This window comes from Pseudomonas sp. 20-5 (assembly GCF_056782835.1).
In genome coordinates, this window is record NZ_CM165584.1 from 2,459,480 (window position 1) to 2,474,371 (window position 14,892).

The window sequence follows — 14,892 nt, forward strand, 5'->3', positions numbered from 1 at the left end:
GCGTTCGAACCAGCGGCGCGCCGCGCGTGTCCACTGTCCAGGAGGGCCGTACCGATGAAGAAACGCTATGCCATTCCCCTGGGCAGCCTGGCGGCGCTGCTTCTGTTGTTGCTGGCGCTGCACCTGGCGCTGCCGTACCTGGTGCGCGACTACCTGAACGGCAAGCTGGCCGACATGGGCGACTACCGTGGGCACATCGCCGACGTCGACCTGGCGCTCTGGCGCGGCGCGTATCGGATCGACGGGCTGAGCATCGTCAAGGACAACGGCAAGGTGCCGGTGCCGTTCCTCGACGCGCCGAGCATCGACCTGTCGGTGAGCTGGCAGGCGCTCTGGGATGATCACGCAGTAGTGGCGCGGGTGGTCTTCGAGCGTCCGCAGCTCAACTTCGTCGATGCCGGCGGCGACCGCGACGCCTCGCAGACCGGTGCCGGCACCGACTGGCGCGAGCAACTGGACAAGCTGCTGCCGATCACCCTCAACGAGGTGCGGGTGGTGGACGGCACCCTGCGTTTCCGCAACTTCACTTCGAAGCCGCCGGTGAACCTGCACGCCTCGGCGCTCAACGCCAGCATCTATAACCTGACCAACGTGGCCGACGCCCGGGGCGAGCGGCCGGCGCATCTCGAAGGCACGGCGCGGATACTCGGCCAGGCGCCGCTGGAAGTGGCGGCGCATTTCGACCCGCTGAGCGACTTCGAGGACTTCGACCTGCGCCTGCGGGTCACCCGCGTCGAGCTGAAGCGGCTCAACGACTTCGCCAGCGCCTATGGCAAGTTCGACTTCAATGCCGGCACCGGCGACCTGGTGCTGGAGGCCCAGGCTAAGCGCAGCCAGTTGGATGGCTACATCAAGCCGCTGCTGCGCGACGTGGACGTGTTCAACTGGCGGCAGGACGTGGAGGATGGCGACAAGAACCTGTTCCGCTCGGTGTGGGAGGCGCTGGTCGGCGGTGGCGAGACGGTGCTGAAGAACCAGCGCAAAGACCAGTTCGCAACCCGTGTGAACCTGAGCGGTAATATCCACCAGCGGGACGTCAGCGCGTTCCAGGCGTTCCTCGGGATTCTCCGCAACGCGTTCGTCGAGGCGTTCAACGCTCGTTTCGAGCGTTCCCCGGCGACGCGCGACGACGACGGCTGAAGACGCGGGCGGAACGGCGGGTCGCGAGGTGGCCGGGCATTCAGTGACTGAATGACCCGTCTGCGTTCACAGTGCGCTTGTCCCCGCGTTATAGTCGGGTTTTCAAACAATACTGAACTGCCCGGTTTTCCAGCCAGGGCGTTACCGTTCGAGGATTTCCTGATGAAGTTCGAAGGCACCCAGTCCTACGTCGCCACCGACGACCTCAAGCTCGCGGTCAACGCCGCCATCACCCTGCAGCGGCCGCTGCTGGTGAAGGGCGAACCGGGCACCGGCAAGACCATGCTCGCCGAGCAGTTGGCCGAGTCCTTCGGCGCCAAGCTGATCACCTGGCACATCAAGTCCACCACCAAGGCCCACCAGGGCCTCTACGAGTACGATGCGGTAAGCCGCCTGCGCGATTCGCAGCTGGGCGTGGACAAGGTTCACGACGTGCGCAACTACATCAAGAAGGGCAAGCTCTGGGAGGCCTTCGAGGCCGAGGAGAGGGTGATCCTGCTGATCGACGAGATCGACAAGGCCGACATCGAGTTCCCCAACGACCTGCTGCAGGAACTCGACAAGATGGAGTTCTACGTCTACGAGACCAACGAAACCATCAAGGCGAAGCAGCGCCCGATCATCATCATCACCTCGAACAACGAGAAGGAACTGCCCGACGCCTTCCTGCGCCGCTGCTTCTTCCATTACATCGCCTTCCCCGACCGCGAGACGTTGCAGAAGATCGTCGACGTGCACTACCCGAACATCAAGCAGTCGCTGGTCAGCGAGGCGCTGGACATCTTCTTCGACGTGCGCAAGGTGCCCGGCCTGAAAAAGAAACCTTCGACTTCCGAGCTGGTCGACTGGCTGAAGCTGCTGATGGCCGACGAGATCGGCGAAGCGGTGCTGCGCGAACGCGACCCGACCAAGGCGATCCCGCCGCTGGCCGGCGCCCTGGTGAAGAACGAGCAGGACGTGCAGCTTCTCGAGCGCCTGGCGTTCATGAGCCGCCGCGCCAGCCGCTGAGTGCGTCGGCCCTTTCCGGGGAAAGGGCTGCGGGGCGGCACGCCAGACAGCGGAGGAACATCCCATGCTCAGCGGAAGTTGCCTGTGCGGCGCGGTAAGCTATGAAATCGACGCGCCCATCGAGTCGGCCAGTCATTGTCATTGCAGCCAGTGCCGCAAGGCCCACGGCGCGGCGTTCGCCACCTACGGCAAGGTGCGCCGCGAGGCGTTCCGCTATGTCGCCGGAGCGGACGCGGTGGCCGAATACCACTCGTCGCCAGGCGTCACCCGTACCTTCTGCCGCCACTGCGGATCGAACCTGCAGTGGCTTGGCGGCAACGAGGACCCGACGTACACCTCTATTGCCCTCGGCACCCTCGACTCGCCGCTGCCATCGGTAGCGCAGCGGCACATCTACGTGGGTTCGAAAGCCGACTGGTACGTCATCGCCGACGACCTGCCGCAAGAACACCAATACTGACCGGCGCTCGCGCGCCGGGATCAACGGACAACAGACGAGGTCGCAGCCATGCTGCTCAACCTGTTCAACGAAATGCGCGCAGCCAAGGTGCCGGTGTCGGTGCGCGAGCTGCTCGACCTGATCGATGCCCTGAAGCACCGCGTGGTGTTCGCCGACATGGACGAGTTCTACTACCTGGCGCGCACCATCATGGTCAAGGACGAGCGCCACTTCGACAAGTTCGACCGGGCCTTCGGCGCCTACTTCAAGGGCCTGGAGAAGCTCGACGACCACCTCAAGGCGCTGATCCCCGAGGAATGGCTGCGCAAGGAGTTCGAGCGCCTGCTGACCGACGAGGAAAAGGCGCAGATCCAGTCCCTCGGCGGCCTGGACAAGCTGATCGAGGAGTTCAAGAAACGCCTCGAGGAACAGAAGGAGCGCCATGCCGGCGGTAACAAGTGGATCGGTACCGGCGGTACCAGTCCGTTCGGCTCCGGCGGTTTCAACCCGGAGGGCATCCGCGTCGGCGACGCCGGCAAGCGCCAGGGCAAGGCGGCCAAGGTCTGGGACCAGCGCGAATACAAGAACCTCGACGACCAGGTCGAACTGGGTACGCGCAACATCAAGATCGCCCTGCGGCGCCTGCGCAAGTTCGCCCGTGAGGGCGCGGCGGAGGAGCTGGACATCGACGGCACCATCGACCACACCGCGAAGGACGCCGGGCTGCTCAACATCCAGATGCGCCCGGAGCGGCGCAACACGGTGAAGCTGTTGCTGCTGCTGGACATCGGCGGCTCGATGGACGCCCACGTCAAGGTCTGCGAGGAGCTGTTCTCGGCCTGCAAGACCGAGTTCAAGCACCTGGAGTATTTCTACTTCCACAACTTCATCTACGAGTCGGTGTGGAAGAACAACCTGCGCCGCAGCAGCGAACGCACCGCCACCTTCGACCTGCTGCACAAGTACGGTCCGGACTACAAGGTGGTGTTCGTCGGCGACGCGGCGATGGCGCCCTACGAAATCACCCAGGCCGGCGGCAGCGTCGAGCACTGGAACGAGGAAGCCGGTTACGTCTGGATGCAGCGCTTCATGGAGAAGTACAAGAAGCTCATCTGGATCAACCCCTATCCGAAGGACACCTGGAACTACACGGCGTCCACCGGCCTGGTCCGCGAACTGGTCAAGGAACAGATGTATCCGTTGACCCTGAGCGGCCTGGAGGAGGGCATGCGCTTCCTCTCGCGCGGTTGAGCCAACTGCCTGCGGGACCGGCGACAGGCGCGGCGGCACGCAACTTGCCTACCCTGTGTATCCCGTCCGCGCGGTAACAGCGCGGCGCGGCCACCGGTAACGATGGGCACGCCATGATCGACTCGACCTTCTCCCGCGCCACCTGGCTCAACTCGCTGCACATGTCGACCCTCACTCTCTCGCTGCTGGAGAAGGAAGGGTTCGCCCGCGAGCAACTGCTCGAAGGCAGTGGCATCACCCCCGCCGACCTGCTCGACCTGCGGCGCCTGATCAGCCCCTGGCAGGAGCAGCAGGTGTTCGCCAACGCCTGCCGGCTCAGCGACGAGCCGGCCCTCGGCCTGCGCCTGGGACTGCGCACGCGGATTTCCGCCTACGGCCTGCTCGGCTACGCGCTGCTCTCCGCGCCGACCCTCGGCGAGGCGCTGCGCATCGGCCTCAGCTATCCGGTCTTGCTCGGCACCTACTTCCACCTGTCGCTGGAAGTCGCCGACGGCCGCGCCTGGCTGGTGGCCACCGGCTACGGCGAGGACGAGGCGCTGCGGCCATTCAACACCGAGCTTTGCCTGGGCTCGCTGAAGGTCACCTGCGCCGACCTGCTCGGCCAGCCGCTGCCCTTGCTGGAAGCGGCCTTCGACTATGCCGGCGACGAGGCGATGGCGCGGGCCTACGCCGAGGGTTTCGCCTGCGAGTTGCACTTCGAACGCGAGCGCAGCGCCATCGGCTTCGCCGCCGAATGGCTGGAGCGCCCGTTGCCGCTGGCCGACCCGGTGACCCACCGGGAGATGCTGGAACAGTGCCGGCGGCAGAACATCGACCTGGCCGCGCGTCGTGCCTGGCTGGACAAGGTCCGGGCGATCCTCGCCGAGCGCTTGCAGGACCCGCCCGGCCTGGAGGAACTGGCCAGGCGCCTGAACTGTTCGTCGCGCAGCCTGCGCCGGCACCTTCAGCAGCAGCGCACCAGCTACCAGCAATTGCTCGACGAGTTGCGCTTCGCCCGCGCCAAGGAGTTGTTGCAGAGCGGCGACATGCCGATCTACCGGATCGCCGAGGAACTCGGCTTCAGCGAGACCGCCAGCCTGCGCCATGCCTTCCAGCGCTGGAGTGGCCAGCCGCCGAGCCATTTCCGCGCCTGAGCGCTCGCTCAGGCGGAGGGGCTGGTGTCGGCGTGGCGCCGTCGCCGTTCGTCCGCCACCTCACTCAGGGATTTTGCCGCGCCGTCGCCAATCCAGGCCATGAAGGCACGATCGAAGCGGAAGTCGGCGCCGCACAGCCCGACGAGGAAGCGCCGTACGTCCTGGGCGTTGCGCTAGTCGCGGCACACTGCGGTGTCGCGGGTGATGGTGTCGCCGTGCCAGCCGAAGACCATCTGTCGTTTCTCTGCGCGCGCTGGAGCGGGCAGGCCAACGATGGCCTGCCCACGGGCCGTCAGGATGCCGGCTCTTCGATCAGCCGGTCATAGGGCGGCAGGCCGCTGTATTGGCCCAGGGCTTGCTCGTAGGCGTTCTTCAGGTCGTCGGCGGCGAGGTCGTAGCCGACCAGCAACTGTTCGAGTTCAGCGGCGTTCTGCGGGTCGTCGTTCTGCAACTGCGCGTCGAGTTCGCGGGTGCGCGCGGCGACACACTGGATCGCCACCATCAGGGTTTGGGGTTTCAGGTTCATGGTTCACTCCTAGAGCCCGCGGGCTTTTTCCCATTGGCGGCGGATGGCGTTGCGCACGAAGTTGTCCAGTTGGCCCATGAGGACCTCCCGGTACATCGGCTTGGCCGGCATGATGGTGTAGTGGGTGGCTTGCAGGCGCTTGTTGTAGCTGTCCTGCTTCACCTTAAGGTCCGGCGGGATGTCGGTGCCGTCGGGTATCACGAAGTCGCCGTCGGCGCGGCGCAGCACGCCGGCGCGGTCGAACACCGAGGTGCCGCCGGTGTCCGGGGCGTAGAGGCCGTCGCGGCCGGCGACGATGTCCGGCGCGCGGGCGGGGACGCCAGGGGTGTTGGGGCTGTCGAAGGTCGGATGCAGCAGCGGGGCGACTTCCGCAGCCTCGGCGAGTTCCTTGTCGGGACGCAGGTAGCGACCGATGTCGCCGTCGTAGTTGGCCTTGAATACCGCACGGTAGAGGGTGAGGCTGGTTTTCTCGTAGTCGTAGGACATGGGTGGACTTCCCTGTGGGTTGCGTTCGCGGCGCCGCGGGTGCGCGGCATCGCTACCGGCCACCGTCCTTGTGGCGCCATCGGCGAGCAGGATAACAGCCGTGGGCGGATCCGCCAGGGGCAGGCGACGACCGTCGCCCGGGAGGCTCAAGGCCTGGCCGCGCCGTGCAGGTAATGGCGGATGCGCACCTCCACGCCGGCGCTCTGGAAGCGCCGGGCGGCGGCCTCGACCCGCAACTCGCCGCGGGTCACCCGCTGGTGGTGGCGCAGGTGTTCCAGCCAGGATTCGTCGATGAAGAACTCCAGCCACAGGCGACGGTTGCCGCTGTCCTGGACCAGCCCCCAGGACACCGCGCCGTTGCGCCGACGCATGGCGCGCACCTCGACCATCGCCGCCTGGAATGCCGCGGCGTCCTGCGGGTCGATGTCGTACTCGAGGGTGACCATCACCGGGCCGCGTTCCTGGTCCACCTCTTCGTCGACCAGTGGTGCCGGCCAGTGCAGCGACGGCGCGAGGTCCTCGGCCTCGGTGACCGGCAGCCGACAGCGCAGCGACGCGAACAGGCCGAGCAGCAGCGCGGCGCTGGCGCAGAGCAGGGCGAAGGTGATCGACAGGTGGCTGGCGACCAGACCCCACAGGGCGCCGCCGGCGGCCATGCTGCCGAAGAACACCAGGATATAGACCGCCAGCGCGCGGGCGCGGACCCAGGCCGGTACGGAGGTCTGCGCGGCGACCTGCAGGCTGGAGAGCACGGCGATCCATGCCGCGCCGCTGAGCAGCATCACCGGCACCAGCAAATAGAGGTTGCGCAGCAGCGCCAGGGCCACCAGCACCAGTGCGTAGAGCACGCTGGAGAGCAGCACCAGGCGGTCGCTGCCGAGGCGTTCGCGCAGGCGCGGCAGGAACGCGGCGCCGAGCACCGCGCCGACGCCGACGCTGCCCAGCAGCAGGCCGAAGTCCATGGCGTTGCCATGCAGTTCGCCGCGCACGATCAGCGGCAGCAGCGACATGCCGGCGCTGGCGCCGAGGAAGAACGCCACCGCGCGCACCAGCACCGATTGCAGCGGCCTCGAGCTGCGGCTGTAGCGCCAGCCGGCGCGCAGGGCGCCGAACAGGCGTTCCGCCGGCAGCACCGAGGGCACGGCCTCGCGTTTCCAGGCCAGCAGCACGGCGATCACCGCGAAGAAGGAGAGGGCGTTGAGGGCGAAGGTCAGCCAGGGGCCGACCAGGCTCACCAGCACCCCGGCGATGGCCGGTCCGACCGCCCGCGCCAGGTTGACCCCGACACTGGACAGCGCCACCGCCGCCGGCAGTTCGTCCTTGCCCACCAGTTCCGGAGTGGTGGCGCTCCAGGCCGGCATCATCAGCGCGGTGCCGATGCCCATGCACAGGGTCAGGCCGAGCAGCAGCCAGACGCTGGTCAACTGGAGCAGGGTGAGGCTGGCCAGCAGGGTGGCCACCAAGGCCATCCACAATTGCACGCCGAGCAGGTAGCGGCGCTTGTCGACGATATCGGCGAGGGCGCCGGCCGGCAGGGCCAGGAAGAACATCGGCAGCGATCCGGCGACCTGCACCAGGGCCACGTTCAGCGGGCTGGCGGAGAGCGAGGTCATCAGCCAGCCGGCGCCCACCTCGTGCATCCAGGTGCCGATGTTCGAGGCGATGCTGGCCAGCCATAGCCAGCGGAAGGTGGCTTGGCGCAGGGGACTCCAGGGTGAGGCGGCGGGTGCGGTCATGGTCAGAGCGAGCCTTTGAGTGGGTATTCGACGATCAGGTAGAGGCGGTCGATGTCGTCGCCGGCCTGGGCCGCGTTGGCCCGGTGGCTGAGGTGCGAGACGTTCAGCGAGAGGTCCTTGAGCGGGCCCGAGGCGAACACGTAGCGCAGGTCGAGGTCGCGCTCCCAGTGCTTGCCGCCGCTGCCCTGCAAGGGCCGGTAGCGGCCATCGGCGCCCAGCGGGTTGTAGGCGCCGCCGGCCGGCGCATGGCTGCCGTCGATGGCGCGGCCGCTGACGTAACGCGCCATGAAGCTCAGCCCCGGCAGGCCGAACGGGGCCAGGTCGAGGTCGTAGCGGGCCTGCCAGGAGCGTTCGCCCGGACCGTTGAAATCGGCGTACTTGATCGAGTTGGCGAGGTAGATGGAGTCACCTCCGACGAAGTCGAACGGCGTATCCCCATGGACACGCTGGTAGGCCAGGGAGAAACCCTGCGCGCCGGCGCGGTACTTCAGTTGCAGGCTGTAGGCCAGGGTGTCGATCGCGCCGGCCCGGCTGCGGCCCTGGTCGCGCGTGCGATAGAGGTTGCCATCCAGGCTGAACGCGGCACGTTGCAGGTTCATGTTGAGATAGACCTGGCGCCAGACGTTGTCCAGTTGCGCGGCGAACAGCGAACCGCTCAGGTTGTCGCTGGCCGCCAGGCTGGCGCCGGCGAAGCCGATGGCGCTGCCGGCGGTGCTCGCGCCGTAGCCGTCGAAGTCGCCATGGCCGGAGCTGGAGGCCTGTTCCTTGAAGGCGGTGAAGCGCCCGGCCTGGATCCGCACGCGGTCGAGGTCGTCGCTCTGCAGGAAGAAGCCCCTGGCGTACTGGGGTTGCAGGCGCTTGTCGCTGGTATCGAAGACCGGGGTCTCGACGGTCATTTCGCCGACCTTGAGCAGGCTCTCGCCGAGCCGCAGCTTGAGTGCGGCGCCGGCGTCGGAATACTCGCTGGCGTTATCGCCGGATGAGTCCAGCGGCAACAGGCCGGTGCCGGCATGGCCACGTCCGCCGTCGAGCTTGAAGCCGGCGAAGCCGTGGAGATCGAGGCCGAAACCGACGCGGCCGGGAGTATAGGCCGACTCCAGGTCGACGATCAGGCCGTGTGCCCATTCCTTGCGGTAGCCGCGCCCGGCGTCCGCGCGGCGATAGTCGTTGTAGAGGAAGTAGTTGCGGTTGAGCAGGCGCCACTCCAGGTAGTCGGGTGCCTTGGCTTCCTCTGTCGCGGCGTGGCACGGCGAGGTGCCGCCCAGCGCCAGGAAAAGGGCCAGGCGGCCGACCGGTCGAACGCGGATCATCGGGAAAACTCCGGGCGAGGCGGGCCGCGAAGGGCCCGCCCGGGTACGTCAGAAAGCGAAGCAGGAACAGCCGAATGCGCCCCAGAAACCCTGGAAGTCGCTCACCGGTACGTTGGAGTGGCGCGCGCGGTTGTGCTCGTGGGCGTGTACCGCGCAGGCACCGACGCACTGGTGGACCTGGGCGGTCAGCGGCGCGCCTTGCCGCCAGTGGCCGGGTACCTTGGCCACCGGCGACCAGTCCGGCAGCACCGGCGGCGCCGGCGGACCGAGCTTGTCGAACTCGGCGGCGGCATAGACGACCTTGCCGTCGACCACCGTGAGCACCGACTCGATCCACTTGATGGCCTCTTCCTCGACGCCGAAGAAGTCCGCCGACAGCGCCGCCAGGTCGGCGAGCTGGCCAACCTTGATCTGTCCTTTCTTGCCCTGCTCGCTGGAGAACCAGGCGCTGCCGTGGGTGAACAGCTGCAACGCGGTTTCCCGCGGCAGGCCCTGCGGATACAGGGCCATGCCGCCGACGGTGCGGCCGCTGACCAGCCAGTACAGCGAGGTCCAGGGGTTGTAGCTGGAGACCCGGGTGGCGTCGGTGCCGGCACCCACCGGCACGCCCTCGGCGAGCATGCGCTGGATCGGCGGCGTGGCCTCGGCGGCCTTGGCACCGTAGCGGTCGACGAAGTACTCGCCCTGGAAGGCCATGCGGTCCTGGATCGCGATGCCGCCGCCGAGTGCCCGCACCCGCTCGATGTTGCGCGGGGTGATGGTCTCGGCGTGGTCGAAGAACCAGGGCAGGCCGTTGAACGGAATGTCGCGGTCGACCTTCTCGAACACGTCGAGCATCCGCGAGATCGATTCGTCGTAGGTGGCGTGCAGGCGGAACGGCCAGCGCTGCTCCACCAGGTGGCGGACTACAGGCTCCAGCTCCTGCTCCATGGTCTGCGGCAGGTCCGGGCGCGGTTCGAGGAAGTCCTCGAAGTCGGCGGCGGAGAACACCAGCATCTCGCCGGCGCCGTTATGGCGGAAGAAATCGCTGCCCTGGCCGTACTTGACGCTGCCGGTCCAGTTCTTGAAGTCGGCGAGTTCTTCCTTCGGTTTCTGGGTGAACAGGTTGTAGGCGATGCGTACGGTGAGCTGGCCCTGGTCGGCCAGTTCGCGAATCACCTGGTAGTCGTCCGGGTAGTTCTGGAAGCCGCCGCCGGCGTCGATCGCGCTGGTCAGGCCGAGGCGGTTGAGTTCGCGCATGAACTGGCGGGTGGAGTTGACCTGGTATTCCAGCGGCAGCTTCGGTCCCTTGGCCAGGGTGGCGTAGAGAATCATCGCGTTGGGCCGGGCGATCAGCATGCCGGTGGGTTCGCCGCTGCTGTCGCGGACGATCTCGCCGCCGGGCGGGTTGGGCGTGTCCTTGGTGTAGCCGACCACGCGCAGGGCGGCGCGGTTGAGCAGGGCGCGATCGTACAGGTGGAGGACGAACACCGGGGTGTCCGGCGCGGCCTTGTTCAATTCCTCCAGGGTCGGCATGCGCTTCTCGGCGAACTGGAACTCGTTCCAGCCGCCGACCACCCGCACCCACTGGGGGCTGGGCGTGCGTTCGGCCTGGTTCTTGAGCATGCGCAAGGCGTCGGCCAGGGAGGGCACGCCTTCCCAGCGCAGCTCCAGGTTGTAGTTGAGGCCACCGCGGATCAGGTGCAGGTGCGAGTCGTTGAGACCGGGGATCACGGTGCGCTTCTGCAGGTCGATCACCTGGGTGGCGCTGCCGCGATGGAGCATCGCCTCGGCGTCGTTGCCGACGGCAAGGAACTTGCCGTCCTTGATCGCCACGGCGGTGGCGGTGGGGTTGTCGCGGTCCACGGTGTGGAAGCGGCCGTTGTGCAGGATCAGGTCGGCGGTCATGGAACCTCCTGGGTTGCTTGCGGGAGAAAGGCTGGCGGCGTTGGCGAAGGGCAGGGCGGACCACAGGACTCCGGCGGCGCCCAGCACCGAACTGGTAGTGAGGAAATGGCGGCGGTCCTTGCTCGGCGGATCGTGGCTCATGGCGTGCTCCTGGCAGCGGGGCGGAATCGGTCAGCGAGGGCGGCGGCGAGAGAGGCCACCGGACAGGATAGGTGCGGCGGGAAACGTACGGGACGAAAGAGCGGTTTTCCCGAATGACGCATCCTCCTGCAAGCGCAACTTGCTGGTGGTCGATAGCAAGTAAGGCGCGAGACATGTCCTGAACTTCATGGGGGCTTTTTCTTATAGGGCGGACTGTCGATTCTGCTAGCTGGTAATCCTTCTTTTATTGTCTCTGTGTGCGCTTTTTGTATGGATGTGTCGAATATTTTGAATATCGCCGTTCAACTTTATCCGGGGCCGCAGTTCAGTGATTTATTTTCTCGAAAAGTTTGTTTTTTCCAATATCCATGCTTCATAGTCTGGCCGGCCACGGGAAATTATCTGTTGGCCCGCGTGCTGTTGTGCGCAACAGCTGGAATTCATCGTTCGTTGTCAGGAAACAATCATGAGCCACTATCTCGAAGTTCTAACTCCGCAGAACAGCCAGATCATCTTCATCGACCAGCAGCCACAGATGGCATTCGGCGTACAGTCCATCGATCGCCAGACGCTGAAGAACAACGTAGTGGGCCTGGCCAAGGCGGCGAAGGTATTCGACATCCCGGTCACCATCACCACGGTGGAAACCGACAGCTTCTCCGGCCCGACCTATCCGGAGCTGCTGGCGGTGTTCCCCGAGCAGAAGATCCTCGAACGCACCTCGATGAACTCCTGGGACGACCAGAACGTGCGCGACTCGCTGGCCGCCGCGGGCCGCAAGAAGGTCGTGGTCGCCGGGCTGTGGACCGAGGTCTGCAACACCACCTTCGCCCTCTGCGCCATGCTCGAGGGCGGCTACGAGATCTACATGGTGGCCGATGCCTCGGGCGGCACCTCCAGCGACGCCCACAAGTACGCCATGGACCGCATGGTCCAGGCCGGCGTGGTACCGGTGACCTGGCAGCAGGTCCTGCTGGAGTGGCAGCGCGACTGGGCCCGCCGGGATACCTACGACGCCGTGATGGCCATCGCCAAGGAGCATTCCGGGGCCTACGGCATGGGCGTGGACTACGCCTACACCATGGTGCACAAGGCGCCCGAGCGGGTGACCCACGGCGAACGCATCGGCCCGAATCCGGCCAAGTGAATGCCGGCCGTGCCGCTCCGGCCCGCCGGGCGGCACGGCCGCGAAGGAGAACGAAGATGAAGCTCTACGTATTGTCGCTGGGCGCCGGACTGTTGGTGGGGATCGTCTACAGCCTGCTGCAGGTGCGTTCGCCGGCTCCGCCGCTGGTGGCGCTGGTGGGGTTGCTCGGCATCCTGCTCGGCGAGCAGGTCATCCCGGTCGGCAAGCAATTGCTCGGCGGTTGCGCGTTCGCCTCGGCCTGCGACAAGGCGGGTTCGGTCGGCCATGTGCTGGGGCAACTACCGGGTCGGCATCGCCTCGACCAGGCCGCTGGCCCGTCGGAAAAGGAAAAGGGTTGAGCGCTATATCATCGAGTAACAGCGCAGTAATCTGGTAGTTATCTTCGTCGGTTAGATTTCCCCGGAACGGCTCCCTCGGATTAATCTCTGGGGGAGCTTTCGTGCGTCGTTTTTCGCGTCGAGAGAAAAGTGTCACGAGATCATCAGGCGCATGGAATCAGGGGGAGTCATGACTGTTGCCATAGACAGAACAAAGGGCGACCAATCCACGCCAGGGAACATCATAAGGGGAGAAGGGTACGCCTTGATTCGCAATAGTGAGGCGACTCCCGATCCGGACAAGGTGATCCATATTCCTTGTGCCGATTCGTTTTCCGTCATCGTGCAGTTGCGCGATTTCAATTCCCATCGTCTCTGGAATGGAAACAAACTGGTTTTCGATGGCGGACATCCACGGAAAAGTATCTCCATCGCCTATCTTGGCGATGAAATAAAGTGCCAGCACCGGACAACTTACGACAATGTCCGCTTCATGTTGCCGCGCGCTTCGATAAAGGAGTTTCTCTACGAAGAAGGGCAACGCGCGTCCGCCGAGCCGGAGCGGATCATCGGTGTCGACGATCCGGTGGTCTATCACCTGGCGCTGGCGCTGCTGCCCAGCTTCGCCAGGGCGGGCGAGCGCAACGAACTGTTCATCGAGCAGGTCATGCTGGCGCTGTTGACCCACGTTCAGGATCGCTTCGCTTCGACCCAGGTCCCGGTCTGCACCGGCAAGGGCCTGGCGCCCTGGCAATTGCGCAGGGCCAAGGAGCTGATCGCCGGGCATCTGGCCGAGGGCGTGTCGGTGGCGCGCCTGGCCGAGGAGTGCGGGCTCTCGCGCAGCTATTTCACCAAGGCCTTCAAGTGCAGCACCGGTGTTTCGCCCCACGAATGGCTGATGCGCATGCGCGTCGACCGGGCCAAGGAGCTGATGCTGGGCAGCGACGAACCGCTTTCGCAGATCGGCGTCGCCTGCGGCTTTTCCGACCAGCCGCATTTCTCGCGGATCTTTCTCCGGCTGGCCGGCGCCTCGCCCTCGACCTGGCGTCGGGTCAAGCGGCAGCGCACCGACGCAGCGCTGTGAACCGCGACCGTGCGTGACGGACGGTACGGAAGCCGCCGGATGCTCGGCTAGAATGCCCTGGCTTCGGCGGTCGCCATCGGCCGCCCACTTCGCAACGGAACAGGGAATCGCAGATGAAAGCAGTACGCCAGGGTCGCGGCGTAACGGGGTTGCTCATGCTCCTGGCGCTGGCCGGGTGCAGTTCGCGGTCGGCGGAGCCGCCGCCGCCCAACCCCGACGAAGTACGGGCGAAGATCGTCCGCCTGATGCCGGCCACGGTGCGCGATCGCCAAGGGTGGGCCAGCGATATCTACGCGGCCTTTTCCGCCCAGCAGATCTACCCCAGCGACGAGAATCTCTGTGCGGTGCTGGCGGTGACCGAGCAGGAGTCCACCTACCAGGTCGACCCGCCGGTGGCCGGCCTGGGCAGGATCGCCACCCGCGAGGTCGAGCGTCGTGCCGGCAAGCTGCACGTGCCGGCGTTCCTGGTCAGCTCAGCGCTGAATATCAAGTCGCCCGATGGCCGCACCTACAGCCAGCGCCTGGCCGCGGCGCGCACGGAGAAGGAACTGAGCGAGACATTCGACGATTTCATCGCCATCGTGCCCATGGGCGGCAAGCTGTTCGGCGGCTTCAACCCGGTACACACCGGCGGGCCGATGCAGGTCAGCATCGCTTTCGCCGAGCAGCACGCGGACGGCTATCCCTATCCGCTGGACGGCAGCATCCGCCGCGAGGTGTTCAGCCGGCGCGGCGGCATGTATTTCGGCATCGCCCACCTGCTTGGCTATCCGGCGGACTACCCGGCGCCGCTGTACCGCTTCGCCGACTTCAACGCCGGCTGGTATGCCAGTCGCAACGCCGCGTTCCAGAGCGCGGTGAGTCGCGTCTCGGGGATTCCGCTGGCGCTGGATGGCGATCTGATCCGCTACGGCACGCGCACGCCGGGCTCCACCGAACTGGCCGTGCGCAGCCTCGGCAAGCGCCTGGACATGAGCGACGCGGCGATCCGCCGGGCGCTGGAGCAGGGCGACAGCCCGGAGTTCGCCGACAGCGCGCTGTACCGCAAGGTCTTCGCCCTGGCCGAAAGCGCCACCGGCAAGACATTGCCCCGCGCCGTGCTGCCGGGGATCACCCTGGAGAGCCCGAAGATCACCCGCAAGCTGACCACCGCCTGGTTCGCCAAGCGCGTCGACGAACGCTACCAGCGCTGCATGGCGCGCGTGCGGAAACGCTGAGTCCATCGTCGCGCGGGTCGAACCTGGCGCCGCCGCGGGAGTCTGCCGTCCTGTCAGCCAAGCTCATGGA

14 protein-coding genes and 1 pseudogene are annotated in these 14,892 nt (G+C 66.3%); 9 read left to right on the plus strand and 6 right to left on the minus strand.

Annotated elements, in window-relative coordinates; translation table 11 throughout:
* Positions 1-54: 54 nt before the first annotated feature.
* From AC1RB9_RS11695 to AC1RB9_RS11715, 5 genes are all read left to right on the plus strand, one after another.
* Complete coding sequence (locus AC1RB9_RS11695) at positions 55-1,140, plus strand: DUF748 domain-containing protein (RefSeq protein ID WP_003451818.1); 1,086 nt, start codon at positions 55-57, stop codon at positions 1,138-1,140.
* Between the two features lie 162 nt (positions 1,141-1,302).
* Complete coding sequence (locus AC1RB9_RS11700; protein ID WP_003090571.1) at positions 1,303-2,148, plus strand: AAA family ATPase; 846 nt, start codon at positions 1,303-1,305, stop codon at positions 2,146-2,148.
* A 64-nt stretch (positions 2,149-2,212) separates the two neighbouring features.
* Positions 2,213-2,608, plus strand: coding sequence for a GFA family protein (locus AC1RB9_RS11705; protein ID WP_003101529.1), 396 nt, complete (start codon positions 2,213-2,215; stop codon positions 2,606-2,608).
* 48 nt (positions 2,609-2,656) lie between these two features.
* Positions 2,657-3,838 (plus strand): vWA domain-containing protein, encoded by a 1,182-nt coding sequence (locus AC1RB9_RS11710; RefSeq protein WP_003101527.1) that lies wholly within the window; start codon positions 2,657-2,659, stop codon positions 3,836-3,838.
* A gap of 113 nt (positions 3,839-3,951) precedes the next feature.
* Positions 3,952-4,971, plus strand: a complete 1,020-nt coding sequence (locus AC1RB9_RS11715) for an AraC family transcriptional regulator (RefSeq protein ID WP_003101519.1) — start codon at positions 3,952-3,954, stop codon at positions 4,969-4,971.
* Positions 4,972-4,979: 8 nt separating this feature from the next.
* On the opposite strand, the pseudogene AC1RB9_RS11720 reads toward AC1RB9_RS11715, so the two are convergent.
* The 6 genes and pseudogenes from AC1RB9_RS11720 to AC1RB9_RS11745 all read right to left on the minus strand — a co-directional run.
* A pseudogene (locus AC1RB9_RS11720) lies at positions 4,980-5,132 on the minus strand (DUF6434 domain-containing protein); the annotation flags it as partial.
* Between the two features lie 131 nt (positions 5,133-5,263).
* Positions 5,264-5,497 (minus strand): type IV secretion system immunity protein Tsi2, encoded by a 234-nt coding sequence (gene tsi2 / locus AC1RB9_RS11725; RefSeq protein WP_003114383.1) that lies wholly within the window; start codon positions 5,495-5,497, stop codon positions 5,264-5,266.
* 9 nt (positions 5,498-5,506) lie between these two features.
* Positions 5,507-5,983 (minus strand): type VI secretion system effector Tse2, encoded by a 477-nt coding sequence (gene tse2 / locus AC1RB9_RS11730; RefSeq protein WP_003451813.1) that lies wholly within the window; start codon positions 5,981-5,983, stop codon positions 5,507-5,509.
* 146 nt (positions 5,984-6,129) lie between these two features.
* The gene (locus AC1RB9_RS11735) at positions 6,130-7,719 is read right to left on the minus strand and encodes an MFS transporter (protein WP_003101515.1); all 1,590 of its coding nucleotides are present in this window, start codon (positions 7,717-7,719) and stop codon (positions 6,130-6,132) included.
* A gap of 2 nt (positions 7,720-7,721) precedes the next feature.
* Positions 7,722-9,029 carry an OprD family porin gene (locus AC1RB9_RS11740; RefSeq protein ID WP_003451812.1) on the minus strand — a complete coding sequence of 436 codons (1,308 nt, stop codon included), beginning with the start codon at positions 9,027-9,029 and terminating at the stop codon, positions 7,722-7,724.
* Between the two features lie 48 nt (positions 9,030-9,077).
* Positions 9,078-10,916, minus strand: a complete 1,839-nt coding sequence (locus AC1RB9_RS11745) for an amidohydrolase (RefSeq protein WP_003101513.1) — start codon at positions 10,914-10,916, stop codon at positions 9,078-9,080.
* Between the two features lie 607 nt (positions 10,917-11,523).
* Between AC1RB9_RS11745 and AC1RB9_RS11750 the strand changes: the two genes are divergently transcribed.
* The 4 genes from AC1RB9_RS11750 to AC1RB9_RS11765 all read left to right on the plus strand — a co-directional run bounded on the left by AC1RB9_RS11750 (position 11,524) and on the right by AC1RB9_RS11765 (position 14,822).
* Entirely contained in the window at positions 11,524-12,204 is a 681-nt protein-coding gene (locus AC1RB9_RS11750; RefSeq protein WP_003090561.1) for a hydrolase, read from the plus strand.
* A gap of 56 nt (positions 12,205-12,260) precedes the next feature.
* Positions 12,261-12,542 carry a XapX domain-containing protein gene (locus AC1RB9_RS11755; protein ID WP_003101509.1) on the plus strand — a complete coding sequence of 94 codons (282 nt, stop codon included), beginning with the start codon at positions 12,261-12,263 and terminating at the stop codon, positions 12,540-12,542.
* A 169-nt stretch (positions 12,543-12,711) separates the two neighbouring features.
* Positions 12,712-13,605 (plus strand): helix-turn-helix domain-containing protein, encoded by an 894-nt coding sequence (locus tag AC1RB9_RS11760; RefSeq protein ID WP_003119473.1) that lies wholly within the window; start codon positions 12,712-12,714, stop codon positions 13,603-13,605.
* A 113-nt stretch (positions 13,606-13,718) separates the two neighbouring features.
* Positions 13,719-14,822 (plus strand): DUF1615 domain-containing protein, encoded by a 1,104-nt coding sequence (locus tag AC1RB9_RS11765; protein ID WP_003122578.1) that lies wholly within the window; start codon positions 13,719-13,721, stop codon positions 14,820-14,822.
* Positions 14,823-14,892 lie beyond the last annotated feature (70 nt).